Source organism: Stenotrophomonas sp. TWI273 (genome assembly GCF_039674765.1).
Lineage (GTDB): Bacteria > Pseudomonadota > Gammaproteobacteria > Xanthomonadales > Xanthomonadaceae > Stenotrophomonas.
Map to the genome: position 1 here is coordinate 234,554 of NZ_JBDJOA010000006.1, position 14,453 is coordinate 249,006.

Consider the following 14,453-nt stretch of genomic DNA (forward strand, 5'->3'; position numbering starts at 1 on the left):
CTTTCCGCGGAGAACGTTCCTTGTTTACTGGAATCATCGAAGGCGTCGGCCGTCTGGCCGCACGCGACACCCTTGGCGGCGATGTCCGCTTTACCTTTGACGTGGGCACCCTGCCGTTCGAGAACGTGCAGATGGGCGAGAGCATCGCCATCAACGGGGTCTGCCTCACCGTCATCGCTTATGACGCCACCCGCTTCCAGGCCGACGCCTCGACCGAGACGTTGGGCCTGACCACGCTGGGGCAGCTGGCCGACGGCGCCGTCATCAATCTCGAACGCGCGATGCGCCCGACCGATCGCCTGGGGGGGCATCTGGTCAGCGGCCATGTCGATGGCCTGGGCCAGGTGTTGTCGGTGCATGACGATGCGCGTGCCCAGCGCTGGCGCTTCGCCGCGCCGGCCGCGTTGCTGCGCTACATCGCCAAGAAAGGCTCGATCTGCGTGGACGGAGTCAGCCTGACCGTCAACGAGGTGGACGAGCAGGGCTTCGAGGTCGCCCTCATCCCGCACACCGTGGCCAACACCGCCTTCGCCGCAACGGCCGTGGGCAGTGCGGTCAATCTTGAAATCGATCTGGTCGCCCGTTACGTCGAACGTTTGTTGGGTGCAGGAGCACGCGCATGAATTTCGCCCCCATTCCCGAGATTCTCGAGGACATCCGCCTTGGCCGCATGGTCGTCATCGTCGATGACGAAGACCGCGAGAACGAAGGCGACCTGATCATGGCCGCCGAGCTGGTCAAGCCGTCGGACATCAACTTCATGGTCACCCATGGCCGTGGCCTGGTGTGCCTGCCGCTGACCCGTGAGCGCGCTGCCGATCTCGGCCTGGCGCCGATGGTCCAGGCCAACACCGCGCAGTTCCAGACCAACTTCACGGTCAGCATCGAGGCCGCCGAGGGTGTCACCACCGGTATCTCGGCCTACGACCGTGCGCACACCATCCGCACCGCGGTAAAACCGGACGCCAAGCCGGCAGACCTGCACCAGCCGGGCCACATCTTCCCGCTGATCGCCCAGCCGGGCGGCGTGCTGACCCGCGCCGGGCATACCGAGGCCGGCGTCGATCTGGCCATGCTGGCAGGCCTGGAGCCGGCTGGCGTGCTGGTGGAGATCCTCAACCCCGACGGCAGCATGGCGCGCCGCCCGGAGCTGGAGGTGTTCGCCCGCGAGCACGGTCTGAAGATGGGCTCGATCGCCGACCTGATCGCCTACCGCCTGGCCACGGAGAAGACGGTCGAGCGTGTGGACGAGCGCGAGATCGAGACCGAGTTCGGCCCGTTCACGCTGGTCACCTACCGCGACCGGATCGCGCACGACCTGCACTTCGCGCTGGTCCGCGGCACCCCGGATGCCGAGCCGACCCTGGTCCGGGTGCAGGTGGAAAACCCGCTGGCCGATCTGCTGCACTGGCGCCGCGATGATTTCGGGGTGGCCTCCACCGATGCCCTGCGTGCCATTGCCGCCGCCGAGCGTGGCGTGATGGTGGTGCTGTCGGCGCCGCGCGACACCAACAGCCTGCTGGCCCGCCTGCGCCAGCAGCCGGTGCCGGTGGTGCCGGGCAAGGACAAGGACGTGAGCCAGTGGCGCCGCAACGGGGCCGGGGCGCAGATCCTGTCCGACCTGGGCCTGGGCAAGCTGCGCGTGCTGGGCACCCCCCGCCGCCAGATCGGCCTGGCCGGGTATGGCCTGGAAGTGGTCGAGACGGTGGAGAGCACTTCATCGCCTGCGCGCTGACGCCCCACGATCTGCTTCGCAGATCACGGGCGCCTCTTAACCATCATCCAGACCCCCGCCGCTTCGCGGCAGCCCCCCTGACTCTCAGGGGGCTTTGGCCCCCGACCCGACCCATAACGCATGGCGACCCGGCTACACGCGGCCATGCGCTAGAATATTCACCTATTAAATGGACCCCACGCCGAACATGAGCCATTACGAAGGCGACCTCCGTACTCCGGAAACGGCCCGTTTCGCCATCCTCGCCAGCCGCTGGAATGCCCGCATCACCGACGTGCTGGTGGCCGGTGCGCGGCAGAGCCTGGCCGGCAACGGGATCGACGAGTCCGCCATCGACGTGATCCGCGTGCCCGGCGCATGGGAACTGCCGCTGGTCGCTGCGCGTCTGGCGGCGGCCCATCAGCATGCCGCGATCATCACCCTGGGCTGCGTGATCCGCGGCGATACCCGCCATTACGAACACGTGGCCGACCGCTGCGCCGAAGGCCTGATGCGCGTGCAGCTGGATTTCGGCGTGCCGGTGCTCAATGGCGTGCTGGCGGTGGAACGGGCCGAGGATGCCGAAGCCCGCGCGGGGGGCAGCCACGGCAACAAGGGGGAGGAAGCCGCACTGACGGCGTTGGAAATGGTCAATCTTCTGGAGCAGCTGCCATGAACAAGTCAAACCCGGGCAAGCCCTCCGGTAAGCCCGTCCGCCGTGATGGCGTCGACCCCGTGCTGCGTTCGCGCGCCCGGCGTCGTGCGCTGCAGGCGATCTACGCGTGGCAGATCTCCGGTGGCAATGCGCAGAGCGTGATCGCCCAGTTCGCCCACGAACAGGCCCGCGAAATCGCGGATCTGGCTTACTTCGAAGCGCTGGTGCACGGCGTGCTCGACAACCGCAAGGATCTGGACGCGGCGATCGATCCGTACCTGGATCGCGGCATCGAAGAAGTGGATGCGATTGAACGCGCCGCGCTGCGTGTGGCTGCGTATGAAATGCGTTACCGCCTGGACGTGCCGTACCGCGTCGTGATCAACGAAGCGATCGAATCGGCCAAGCGTTTCGGTTCCGAACACGGCCACACCTACGTCAACGGTGTGCTGGATCGTGCCGCCGTGGAATGGCGCAAGGTCGAATCGGGTCACTGACCCGCCGGTGGCAATGAGCCGCCGGTGGTAATGACCCGCCTGGTAGTGCCGGGGGCCGGGCCGCCCCCCCCCCCCCGACGCGGAGTGCCGGCCCCCCCCGTGGTCGCCCCCCCGCCGGACCCCTCACCCCGCGGTCCTGTGGAGCCCCCCCCCCCCCCCCCCCCCCCACTACCGACAACCGCGCGTCGCGCGGCACGAAAAACCGCCCCACCGCGCACTGCGCGGCACGCACAACCGCGGGAGCGCCCCATGTCCCTTGCCGAATTCGCCCTGATCGACCGCATCCGTGCCCGCACCGCCGAGCGCGACGACGTGGTGCTCGGCATCGGCGATGACGCGGCGCTGCTGCAGCCGCGCCCGAACGAACAGCTGGTGGTCACCGCCGACACGCTCAACAGCGGCGTGCATTTCCCGGCCGAGACCATGCCCTTCGACATCGGCTGGAAGACCCTGGCGGTCAATCTGTCCGACCTGGCCGCGATGGGCGCACGCCCGGCCTGGTGCACGCTGGCATTGTCGCTGCCCGACGCGCACCCGGACTGGATCGAATCCTTCGCCGACGGCTTCTTCGCGCTGGCCGACGAACACGCCATCGCGTTGATCGGCGGCGACACCACGCGTGGCCCGCTGTCGCTGTCGGTCACGGCGATGGGGCAGGTGGCACGCGGCCAGGCGCTGCGCCGCGACCGCGCCCAGGTGGGCGATGACATCTGGGTGAGCGGTACGGTCGGCGATGCCGCTGGTGCCCTGCAACTGTGGCAGCGCGGCGAGTTGAACATCGCCACCGCCACCGTGCTGGGCGACTACGAAACACTGCGCCTGCGCCTGCTGCGGCCGACCCCACGGGTGACGCTGGGCCTGCGCCTGCGGGCCTTCGCGCATGCTGCCGTGGATATCTCTGACGGCCTGCTGGCCGACCTGGGCCACATCGCCACGCGCAGTGGCGTGCGTGCCGAAGTGGATGCCGATGCCGTGCCGCTGTCACCGGCCCTGCGTGCGGTGCTTGGCCGCGACGCCGCGCGTGCGTGTGCCCTGCGCGGCGGCGACGATTACGAACTGTGTTTCACCGCCGCCGCCGACCAGCGCGAGGCGCTGCATGCCGTAGCCGAATCGCTGCGCCTGCCGCTCACCCGCATCGGCCGCATCGTCGAAGGTCAGGGCGTGCACTGCGAAGGTGAGACTGGCCCAGGGGGTTACCAGCACTTCGCGGAGTGAGTTGAGCAGCCGGGCAGAGCCCAGCTCTACGTAGCCCACACGCCATCGGTAGTGCCGGCCGCTGGCCGGCTCCCGACCAACCCCGGCCGCCAACCCGCCCCAAGCCACCGACCACGCAAAACGGCGCCGGCCATCATCCGGCGCCGTTCCAGTATTACCACCTGTAAGCAACGCTCACGTTCGCGGTGGCTTCGCGATACCCGTGGTCGCCGCGCATCACGCCCAGCCCGCCCCAGCCACTCAGTCCCGAGCGGAAGTCCACCCGGCCACCGGCGCTGATCTCATACCGGTTGCGCGGTACGCTCGCCTGCAGCACGTCTTCATCGAACGCCATGCCGTTGCTGCTGCCATCGCGGTACCAGTTCACCGCCAGGTACGGGCTCACCGCCGCACCCACCGTGGCGCGCGACTCGCCCTGCAGGCGCAGGCCCACGCGGCCCGACAGCCCGTCATCGCCCACGCTGCGCACGATCGTGCCGTTGCGCTCTTCGTGGCGGTCGGTGGTGGCGTCGGTGTACACCAGCTGCAGTTCCGGCTGCAGACTCAACGCGGTGCTGCCGATCTGGCCGATGGTGAAGCGATAGCCCGCTTCCAGCGACGACTGCCATATGTCCGAGTCGTAACGCTCGGCGGCCAGGCCCTCGCCCTGCACGCGGTTGCGGAATTGCCCACGCTGCACACCGGCATCCACATACATCGCCTCGTTGCTCCAGTTGCCGTACACACCGGCCGCGCCGCCTTCCACCTTGCCGCGTGCGCTGTAACCGGTCACCTGCGAACGCGACTGCGCATCGGCCTGTCCGGCGGTGAACATCACGCCCACGCGGCCCCGGCCGTTATCGAACACGCCCACGTCGGCACCCAGCTGCAGGCGCGAGCGCTGCACGCGCAGGTCCAACTGGTCCTGCACCGCGGACAGGTGGCTGTTGGTGGCATCCACCCGCGCCCAGCCACGCACGCCCTCGGCCGTTGCTTCGCCGCCCTGGCGGTCGCGCCACTGGTGGCGCAGCAGCTGGTCCATGGCGAACTGGTTGGCCAGGTAGGCACCGGCTTCCGGGCGCAGCACCGGGGTGGGCGGGTCAATCGGATCAATCGGATCAATCGGATCAATCGGGTTGCACTCGGGCAGGGTCGGGTCGGCCAGGCACGGGTCCGGCGCGGTGGCCAGTTCCGAGCGCAGGTACCAGTTGCCGTTGGCGTCCTTCACCAGCGAATACTCGTACTGCCCACCCACCGCACGCCCGACCAGGTCGAACTGCGCATTGGACGCACCGCCGATGTCGATCAGCTCGATACCACGATCGGTCTTCGCGCCGGTGCCGCCGGCGTTGCTCACCCGCACGTTGGCCTGCCCATTGGCATCGCCGGTGATGACCAGCCGGTCACTGGCCGAACGGTCGTCGCCGAGCTGGGTGTTGAAGGCCAGCGTGCCGCCATCGCCGGTGAACGTATCGACGGTGAGGGTGTTGAACGTGGTGCCGTCGCCCATCCCGATGGTGCCGGTGCTGCCCAGCGCCAGCCGGCCGAGGTTGCTGTCGCCGGTCAGCAGCCAGGTGCTGTCGCCGTCGATGCTGGCCGAGGTGAGGTTGAGGAAGCGGCCGTCGATCTGCGCCTTGTTGCGCAGGACGACATCCAGCGATCCCGTGACGGTCGCCGCATCGAAGGTGATATTGCCCGCCAGGCGGGAATCGTCGACGGTGAAGCTGACATCGGTCTGCTCGGGGCTCCGTATGATGTCGTCGCCGACCCGCAGCAGGTTTCCGTCGCCGCCGATCAGTCGTGAATGGTTGGCGACGGTGATGTCGTAGCGGTTTGCCTCCAACGGCATGACCTGGATCGCGGCACCCCGACCGGATTCCAGCGTCGCGTTGTCGATGCCCAGGCGCAGGCTGCCCGCCGGATTCGCTTCACCCCACAGCATGGCGCCGACGTTGGCAGCGGTGATATGCGAGCCATTGATGATGTCCATCTGACCCATCTGCAACCGCACACCCAAGCCGCTGTTGTAGGGCCTGCTGGTGTCCGGTGCGTCCTCGACGCGGAGGGTGGTGCCACTGATCCACGCATAGGGATTGCGCGCCCCGGCGCCGCCGGGACCGGCAGCCAGATCCACGCCTATGGCCTTGCGTTCGGTGGGCCGCAGGCCCGCAGTCGTGACAATGACCTCGCTGTCGCGCAGGTATGCCTCGGTGCTGAAGGCCCGAAGCGAAATTCCGCCCAGGATACGGCTGTTGTCAGCGCCCAAACGAGCGTTGCCGTAGAGCGTGATGGCATCCTGTGCGGTACCGCTGCGGGTTACCTCGGCACCACGTTCGAGCGTAACGGTGGAGGTGCCGTCGGCGACAATCTGCAGCGTCTTTCCAGCGGCCACCGCCAGCTGCGAGTCATTGATCAGGCTCCATGCTTCCAGCGGATCGGTCGGACCGACGATGGCACTCTGGTCGTCAAGATCACCGGCCAGGGCCACGCCCATGGGCAGGGCGGTCAAGGCCAGCAGCAACCCGTGTGCAAGCGGGCGCAGGGTCGGGCGGACATTCGAGCGGAGGTTCGAGCGTGCAGGAGAATTCATGGTCACGTCCTTTCAAGGGGAAACATCGGCCACGTCGCTGTGTTGAGACGGTTACGGATTCACCTGTACGACGATTAATGCAGTGAATGTGAAACCGGGGTGAGCGGGGGCATCGCAGCGCGTGTGGATCGGGTTGGCTGAAAGTCTGGTCGAACGGCGTTCGGCATCCCATGCAACTAGTTGCAAATGCAGGAGGTGACGATTGTTCGGACGGTTTTGATTCAGGCGGTCGATCGTGTGATTGATCGCCCAAGCTGACATTGCTTCTGATCACTGTCGCTTAGAGCACTACGTCTTAGATCTGTACGACGCTTACAACAATTTGCATGGTGCGCTATCACTCCGATAGTCAGGATCACTCGGCATTTGCCAGGAGCATCCCTATGCGCTTTATCCATCCACGTCATAAAACACTCGCGCTTGCCATGAGCGCTGTACTTTTCGCCGCGCAACCGGCCATGGCCCAACAGGTCATCGCCGACGGCGATGATCAGACGCCCGCTACCGGCGACTATCACACCACCGATCCTGCCGATCCGGGCACTACCGCAGGCCATGCCTTCATGGCACGCAACGGCGGCAGCATCGTGCCGTCGGGCGAGGTCAACCTGCGCACCGAAGGCCAACGTGCATCAGGGGCACGCGTAGAGGGCGCTGGGAGTCGTATCGCGTTGCGCGCTGGTAGCGCGGTCACCACCGGCTACGGTGCCGCCGGCCTGGCCGCGCATGACGGTGGCGGACTGGACCTGCGAGGCACCCGTATCGAGACCAGTGGTACTGCGGCCAGCGGTATCGAACTGGGCAACGGCAGCCTGATCGCCGACAACGTCCACATCACCACCCGTGGCGGTCTGTCCCACGGCGTGGAGCTGCGTGAGGGCAGCGCGGAGCTGCGCAACAGCGTGATCGAGATCCACGGCACCAGTGCCAATGGCCTGTTCGTTGCCGGAGGCAGCCTGCTGGCCGAGCGCGTGCGTATTGAACACGCCGGCGGCGGTGCGGCGGTATGGATAGAGCCGGGGAGTACAAACGATGTGACCCTGCGTTCGGTACAGATCAACGGAAACGGTGCTGGCTCCACCGGCATCCTTGCTGGACGTGGAAGCGTCGTGGAGCTGGAAGACGTGGACATCAACCTCACCCACGAACGCTCCGGTCAGGGCATCCTGGTGGGCGGCGATGTGGTGGTGCGCGGTGGTCGCATCCACGCCGGTGGCAGCAACGCAACCGCGCTCAGCTATGGCGCGAGCGGCGGCAGTGCCGCACTGGACGGCACGCAGGTTCATGGCCACACAGGCGTGTTCATGATGGAGGGGGCCGCGCTGGACATGCGCAACAGCGTACTCACCAGCGTGAGCACCGGCATCAACATCAACCAGCGCAATGCCACAGCGCGCGTGGAAGGGTCTTCCATCACCACACAGAATGGTGTGGGCATCCTGATGTTCAACGACGCGCAGTTGGAGGTGGTCGGTTCGCGCATCAGCGCCGACGGCGAGCTGCATCAAGCGGTGTCGGTGCTGGGCGGAGCGGCTACCCTGCGCGACAGCGCGCTGCGTACCGGCGGTCGAAACGGGCACGGGCTTTATGTGGAGGGCTCCGGCACGCCGGCCCCGGTAGCCCATGCGCAGGCCGTCGATATCCTCACCGAGGGCAACGGTGCCATCGGCGCCATCGCCCGGCTCGGTGGCAGCGTGCACCTGGCCGACAGCGTGGTCCGCACCACCGGTATCAGTTCGCATGGTGTGCTGTCGGGCGGCCGTGGCGAGATGACGCTGCGCGATACGCACGTACGCACTGAAGGCACGGGCGCCTGGGCGGCGGTGATCAATGACAACGGCCGCATGCAGATCGACGGTGGCTCGCTGGTGAGCGCGCAGCACGGCGGCGTGTGGCTGCGTAGCAGCCGCGATGCGGGGCTGACATTGGACAACGGCGCACTGCTGTCCGGAGGCAATGGCACCGCACTGTCGCTGGACGCCGCGGTGAGCGGTCGCTTCGACGTACGGCTGGAGAACGCCGCGCAGATGCAGGGTGACATTGTCATCACCCGCGAAGACCTGGAGAACGGGCTGGTGCCGCAATCGCAGGTGCATGTCAGCCTCGCCGGTGGCTCGCACTGGTGGGGCAGCAGCGACCTCGTGGAGCACATGGAGCTGGACGGCGGCAGCCAGTGGACCCTGCGCGGTGACGCACGCGTGGATGCGCTGACGATGCGCGACAGCACGCTGGCCCTGTCCGATGGGCGTGCTGCGGTGGGCACCCTGCTCACCGTGGACGGCGACCTGCACAGCGATGGCGGCACCTTCCTGTTTCACGGTGCGCTGGCGGGCGATGACACCGTGATCGACCGCCTGCACGTGCGCGGCGATACCAGTGGCGACGCCAGCCTGCGCGTGCAGAACGTCGGTGGCGTGGGTGCACCCACCGAAGATGGCATTCAGCTCATCCAGGTCGACGGTGCATCGCTGGGGCGTTACGCCTTGGCGGGGCGTGCGGTGGGCGGTTCGTACGAGTACTTCCTTTTCCAGGGCGGCATCGCCGATCCCAGCGATGGCCAGTGGTACCTGCGCTCGCAATGGTTCGACCGCTGTCAGGACGATCCCACCTCTCCGGGCTGTGTCACCGATCCGGATCCAACGCCGGGCCCGGACCCGGAAGAAGGGGGCGATGGTGGTATTCCGATCACGCCGCCGGGCCGGGTGCTGCGCCCGGAAGCCGGCGCCTACCTGGCCAACCAGACCGCCGCCAACGGTATGTTCCAGCATCGCCTGCATGACCGCATCGGCGCGCCGGGCCTTGCCGAGGGCCGCGGTGCGTGGGTGCGCGTCGGCCGCCGGCAGGCCGACTTCCAGGCGGTAGGGGGCCAGTTGGCCGTGGACGGCACCACGTCGCTGCTGCAGGTGGGCAGCGACCTCTGGCAGCGCAATGGCAGCACCTTGGGCGTGATGCTGGGCAGCGGCCGGGCCGACAGCACCGTGGTCTCGCCCCTCACCGGGTACACCGCCACGGGACGTGTGCGGGGCAATGCGGTGGGTGTGTATGCCACATGGCAGCAGCAACCGGGCAGCAGCCAGGGCGCTTATGTGGATGCCAGTGTGCAGGCGGGCCGTTTTGACAACCGCGTGGAGGGCGTAGACCTGCCGCGCGAGCAGTACGACACCCGGGTGATCACTACGTCGGTCGAAGGCGGCTACACCTTCACCATCTGGCAGGGACCGCACGCCAACCTGTACGTGCAGCCGCAGCTGCAGGTATCGCACGTGGATTACCGGGCAGACGGTCACGTGGAAGCCAACGGCACCCGGATCGACACCGCCGACGCGGATGGCATCAGCGGCCGCCTGGGCGTGCGCGTCTTCGGCCACGATACCCGTGCGGGCAACGTGGTGCAGCCGTACATGGCGGTGAACTGGCTGCGTGGACCGCGCACCAGCACGCTCGCATTCAATGGCGAAACCCTGGGCGCAGACATGCCGCGCGACCGCTATGAAGTGCAGGCCGGTGCCGAGCTGAAGCTGGGTCAGCGCTGGTCGGCCTGGGGCGGCATGAGCGTACAGCGCGGCGACCACGCCTACCGCAACGTGGGCGGACAGCTGGGCATGCGCGTGCGCTGGTAAAAAAAAGGAGCCGGGTAATGCCCGGCTCCTTCAGGTTGCACGTACTGCATCCAGTATCCCGTGCCGCAGAAACGTAGAGCCTGCTTTGCCCGGCTGCTGCTTGAGGATGTTGCCGCCTGCGCGTCCAGCGGTCCGCTGGGCGCGGTGGTGTACGGCGATCAACCATATCGATGCAATCGATAGTTATTTGCATTTGCAACTAATTGCATGGCCGCCCTGGGGGTGAGTGCACAGACTGTGCGCTCTCCAACGCGAGCTGCGTCATGCCCCGCTTCCTCATTGCCCTGCTGTTGTCCACGCTCTGCTTGCCGGCCGCCGCCGCGACACCGCAGATCAGCGTCGGGCCGCTGTTCGACTACCTGGAACCTACCCACAGCAACCTGCTCAAGCGCATCCGCAACACCGGTGACGCCACGGCCTACGTGCGCGTGGAAGTGACCCAGATGCACTTCGATGCGGAAGGACAGGCCAGTGAAACGCCGGTGGACGGCGCGGCGTTGGTACGCAACGCCCCTGGCGCGCACGGTGTCATCGCCAGCCCCAGCCGCCTGATCATTGCCGGCAACGGCCAACAGGCCACGCGCCTGGTCTATCGCGGCGCACGTGACCAGGAACGTTATTACCGGTTGCGCTTCATCCCGGTGGCACCCAGCGCCGAGGAATTCTCGCTCAGCGAAGAACAGGCGCAGGAAGCGGCGGAATTGAACGCGTCCATCCGCATGTTCACCGGCTACGGCACGATCCTGTTCATCGCGCCGGAGCACGCGCACTACGACACCCGCCTGCAGGATGGCCGCGTGTACAACCACGGCAACGCCACCGTGGTGCTGGACAACCTTCGCCAGTGCGAGCGCGCCCGCCCGGACACCTGCACGCCCGGCATCATCGTCCACGTCCGGCCCGGGCGCTCCTACGCGCTGCAACTGGCCGACGGCCGATTCCTCCGCTACGACCTGAAGGAGGGTGACAGCCAGCGCGGTATCGATTCGCGCCGCTGACCGTTCCGTTCCTCCCGCTGTTCATGCCCCATCGGGTCCGCCAGGCACCCGCCGGGGGTGCTGTGCCCATGTCCTGGCGTCTTGTATCCATCCACTCTTCCTGGAGCAACACCATGTCCTTGAAAACCTACGCGTTGGCGGCCGCCGCCGCCGCGCTGCTGGCCCCGGCGCTGAGCCACGCCGCCATCGAAACCAAGTCGATCACCGTGAACGTCACGGCCGACGTGCCCAACACCGCCGGTCTGCAGGTATCCACGCCCGATGGCTGGGAAGGCCTGCCGCAGAACCTGCCGTGGGATACCGCGCGCCAGGTACTGGGTGAACTGACCGGCCGTGTCATCAACGTCAAGTCGTCGGCCGCCATCACCGCCTACCTGTCGGCCCCGGCGCAGATGGCGTCGGCTGCCGATGTCGTGGACCTGGTGGTGAAGCTGGACAACGTGGCCGTGCCGGTTGCGGGCGGCGTGAAGCTCACCGTCGCCAACCCGGCGCAGGCGGCCGCTGGCAAATCGCTGGCCTTTGCCATCGCCCCGACGGTGCCGACCGGTGGCTACAAACAGGGCAGCTATGGCGGCCAGTTCCACATGATCTTCGAAAGTGATATCGCCGATCCGTGAGCCCCGCAGGCGCTCCCTGCCGCATCCACGGATGCGGCAGGGAGGCCGGAGAACGCACCATGTTTCCCAGGCGCCCTCGCGCATGCCCGCCCTTGGCCCGGTTGACCGTCGCCATCGGTGCCATTGTCGTTGCCGCGTCCTCGCAGGCCGGGGGCCTGGCACCGGATGAGCTGCCCAGCCTTCTGGAACAGCGCGAGCGCATGCCGGCCGAGTTCCGCGCGCATCTGTTCGGCACCCCGCTCACGGTCCGCGTGGAGCTGGACGGGCAGTATCTCGGCGATGCCGAGGTGGTGCTGCACGACGACAACCGCGTGCAGGTGGTGGACTTCGTCGACAGCCATGACAGCCGCCTGCCACCCAGTGAACGTGCACGCTGGGCGACGCAGCTGGCCGAACCGTTGCCACTGGGCGTCTGCCACGAGGCCTGCCGCGGGCTGTCGGCGCTGCATTACAGTCTCTCCAATTCGCTGCTCAGCCTGCTTACGCCGGGCGGCGCGCGGGGCAAGGACCGCCACGTTGCCCAGCCCGAGGGGGGCAGCCGCGGCCTGATCCTGCGCAACAGCCTGGCCGTGCACGGGGGCCAGGACCAGCCCACGGCCACCCGCTACAGCGCCGAGCTGCGTGGCAGCCTGGGGCGCTGGAGCACGCTGGGCAGCTACCAGTACCACGCGCAGCCTGGCAGCGCCGACCACTACCTCAGCGCGTTGTACGCACAACGCGAGCTGGGCGACCACTTCGTGCGCGCCGGCTACTTCCTGCCCACCTTCGAAGGCGTGATCCGCCAGCCGCGCGCACCCGGTACGCAGAACGACACCGCGTTGGGCGTCATGGTCGGCTCGTCGGACATCCTGCTGGCCGATACCCGCAGCGCCAGCATGTACCCGGTCCATGTCACCGCCAGTCGCGACGGGGTGGTGGAGGTCCTGCGCGATGGCGTGCTGTTGTCCACCCAGGCCGTCAGGCCGGGGATCCAGGAAATCGATACACGGCGCTTGCCGGGCGGTATCTACGAGGTGGACCTGCGCGTGGTGGTGGACGGACGCGAAGCCTCGCGCGAGGCGGCCACCATCCACAAGCCCAGCCGCTGGCGCGACCCGACGCGGCGCTGGCGCTACAGCGCGTTCGCCGGCCAGCAGCGCGGCCTGCTCGGCAGCAGCAGCGATGCGGACAGCGGCAAGGTGGCCGCCGGCGCGGTGGTCAATTACCTGGTGCATCCGCGTGCGGTGGCCGGTGCCACCGTGCAGCAGATCGGGCAACGCCGTGCGGCCGGGCTGTCGATGGACTGGCAGGCCAGCAGTGCGCTGAGTGCTTACACCAACCTGTACACCGCCACAGACAGGGGGCGCGGCCTGGACCTGCAGGGCCTGTATCGCTACCGGGCCGGGTCGGTCGTGGCCAGTCACGCGCGCAGTTGGGCCGAACAACGCCACCGCGTGGCGCCAGGCGCCGGGCTCGCGCCGCGATGGGAACGCCAGGGCGGCTGGCAGGACACCACGGCGGTGTCGATCACCCACCGTTTCAGCCACCGCGATACGGCCAGCGTGCGTATCGCGCGCTCGAGCGGATTCACCCGTGGCACCGGCATCGACGTGTCCTACGGCCGCCGCGAAACACTGTTCGGGCGACATGACGTGAACTGGCGCGTATCCGCCCACGACCGTCCGGGCAATCGCCATACCGGCTACCACCGCCAACGCGGCATCGACCTGACGGTGAGCCTTGCGCTCGGCAGTGATCGCCGCAACTACAGTGGCAGCCTGGGCAGCCGAACCGGGGACAACGGGCAGCGCGATGGGTACCTCGCCGCCACCGTCAGCCAGCACCTGGATGGCCCGGTGCTGCGCAGCGTGACCGGCACCGTGGGTGCGGACCGCGGCGGCGTAGGCGCCGGTGCCGGTGCCTACCTGCAGCATGCAGTGCTGGAAGGTGATGCGCAGCTGTACCGCGCGGCGGGCAGCGGCCAACTGAGCGGCAGTGCCAACCTGGACAGCACCGTGGCGTTCGGCGGCGGCCACGTGGCGGTCATTGGCCAGGGCCGCAGCGGTGCGGTGGACACCGGCATCATCGTGGACGTGCGCAGCGACGTCCCCGATGTCGTTCTGCGCGCCGACGACAGCCGCAGCGGCAGCGTGGTGCTGCGGCCGGGCCGCAACTTCGTGCCGGTCAGCGCCTACCGCGCGGGCCAGGTGCAGATCGATTTCGACGGCCGCACGGCCCCGGCGGCCACCCTGCAGCCGGCCGCGCTCGACTACCACCTCAACAAGGGCGGGGTGATGCACGCCACGGTGGATGTGCTGCGCACCTTCACCGTATTGGGCCAGGTCGTGGATGCCGATGGCCGCGGGGTGCGTGGCGTGCAGGTGATCAACCACGCCGGGCGCAGCGTGAGCCAGGACGATGGATTCTTCACCCTTGAACTGAGTGCACGCGCGCCGGTGGTGGAACTGCGCTACCCCAACCTCACCCGCTGTGAACTGGTGATGGAGCAGGCCAGCTACCCGCGCGAAGGCGACCTGTTGATGGTGGGCGGGGTGCGCTGCCCGCCGCCGGTTGCCGTGCAGTGAATCG

General features: G+C 67.8%; 10 protein-coding genes. 9 read left to right on the top strand and 1 reads right to left on the bottom strand.

The window, feature by feature from the left end:
• Positions 1–20 precede the first annotated feature (20 nt).
• The 5 genes from ABE571_RS10855 (at position 21) to thiL (ending at position 4,081) form a co-directional block, all read left to right on the top strand.
• On the top strand, positions 21–623 hold the full coding sequence (locus ABE571_RS10855) for a riboflavin synthase (protein ID WP_070426607.1): 603 nt from the start codon (positions 21–23) through the stop codon (positions 621–623).
• The gene (gene ribB, locus ABE571_RS10860) at positions 620–1,735 is read left to right on the top strand and encodes a 3,4-dihydroxy-2-butanone-4-phosphate synthase (RefSeq protein WP_346481418.1); all 1,116 of its coding nucleotides are present in this window, start codon (positions 620–622) and stop codon (positions 1,733–1,735) included. The genes ABE571_RS10855 and ribB overlap by 4 nt, the downstream gene beginning before the upstream one ends.
• A 187-nt stretch (positions 1,736–1,922) precedes the next feature.
• Positions 1,923–2,390, top strand: a complete 468-nt coding sequence (ribH, locus tag ABE571_RS10865; protein ID WP_313209297.1) for a 6,7-dimethyl-8-ribityllumazine synthase — start codon at positions 1,923–1,925, stop codon at positions 2,388–2,390.
• Complete coding sequence (gene nusB, locus ABE571_RS10870; RefSeq protein WP_313209299.1) at positions 2,387–2,866, top strand: transcription antitermination factor NusB; 480 nt, start codon at positions 2,387–2,389, stop codon at positions 2,864–2,866. The genes ribH and nusB overlap by 4 nt, the downstream gene beginning before the upstream one ends.
• Positions 2,867–3,115: 249 nt before the next feature.
• Entirely contained in the window at positions 3,116–4,081 is a 966-nt protein-coding gene (gene thiL / locus ABE571_RS10875) for a thiamine-phosphate kinase (protein WP_346493699.1), read from the top strand.
• Positions 4,082–4,235: 154 nt separating this feature from the next.
• Here the strand turns inward: thiL and ABE571_RS10880 are convergent, their stop codons facing one another.
• On the bottom strand, positions 4,236–6,650 hold the full coding sequence (locus ABE571_RS10880) for an autotransporter outer membrane beta-barrel domain-containing protein (protein WP_346493700.1): 2,415 nt from the start codon (positions 6,648–6,650) through the stop codon (positions 4,236–4,238).
• A 425-nt stretch (positions 6,651–7,075) separates the two neighbouring features.
• Here ABE571_RS10880 and ABE571_RS10885 point away from each other — a divergent pair, with 425 nt between their 5' ends.
• From ABE571_RS10885 to ABE571_RS10900, 4 genes are all read left to right on the top strand, one after another.
• Positions 7,076–10,270, top strand: a complete 3,195-nt coding sequence (locus ABE571_RS10885) for an autotransporter outer membrane beta-barrel domain-containing protein (RefSeq protein WP_346493701.1) — start codon at positions 7,076–7,078, stop codon at positions 10,268–10,270.
• Positions 10,271–10,533: 263 nt separating this feature from the next.
• A complete protein-coding gene (locus ABE571_RS10890) occupies positions 10,534–11,268 on the top strand; it encodes a CS1 fimbrial subunit B flags: Precursor (protein WP_346466255.1) in 735 nt (244 codons plus the stop codon).
• Positions 11,269–11,381: 113 nt separating this feature from the next.
• Positions 11,382–11,885, top strand: coding sequence for a CS1 type fimbrial major subunit (locus tag ABE571_RS10895; protein ID WP_346493702.1), 504 nt, complete (start codon positions 11,382–11,384; stop codon positions 11,883–11,885).
• Positions 11,886–11,977: 92 nt separating this feature from the next.
• Positions 11,978–14,449, top strand: coding sequence for a TcfC E-set like domain-containing protein (locus ABE571_RS10900; protein ID WP_346493703.1), 2,472 nt, complete (start codon positions 11,978–11,980; stop codon positions 14,447–14,449).
• The last annotated feature ends 4 nt before the right edge of the window (positions 14,450–14,453 follow it).

What these genes read in the sequence shown, in the direction of transcription:
- thiL (WP_346493699.1), top strand. Translation starts at nt 3,116, where the DNA reads ATGTCCCTTGCCGAATTCGCCCTGATCGACCGCATCCGTGCCCGCACC.
- ABE571_RS10895 (WP_346493702.1), top strand. Translation starts at nt 11,382, where the DNA reads ATGTCCTTGAAAACCTACGCGTTGGCGGCCGCCGCCGCCGCGCTGCTG.
- ABE571_RS10890 (WP_346466255.1), top strand. Translation starts at nt 10,534, where the DNA reads ATGCCCCGCTTCCTCATTGCCCTGCTGTTGTCCACGCTCTGCTTGCCG.
- nusB (WP_313209299.1), top strand. Translation starts at nt 2,387, where the DNA reads ATGAACAAGTCAAACCCGGGCAAGCCCTCCGGTAAGCCCGTCCGCCGT.
- ABE571_RS10885 (WP_346493701.1), top strand. Translation starts at nt 7,076, where the DNA reads ATGAGCGCTGTACTTTTCGCCGCGCAACCGGCCATGGCCCAACAGGTC.
- ribB (WP_346481418.1), top strand. Translation starts at nt 620, where the DNA reads ATGAATTTCGCCCCCATTCCCGAGATTCTCGAGGACATCCGCCTTGGC.
- ribH (WP_313209297.1), top strand. Translation starts at nt 1,923, where the DNA reads ATGAGCCATTACGAAGGCGACCTCCGTACTCCGGAAACGGCCCGTTTC.
- ABE571_RS10880 (WP_346493700.1), bottom strand. Translation starts at nt 6,650, where the DNA reads ATGAATTCTCCTGCACGCTCGAACCTCCGCTCGAATGTCCGCCCGACC.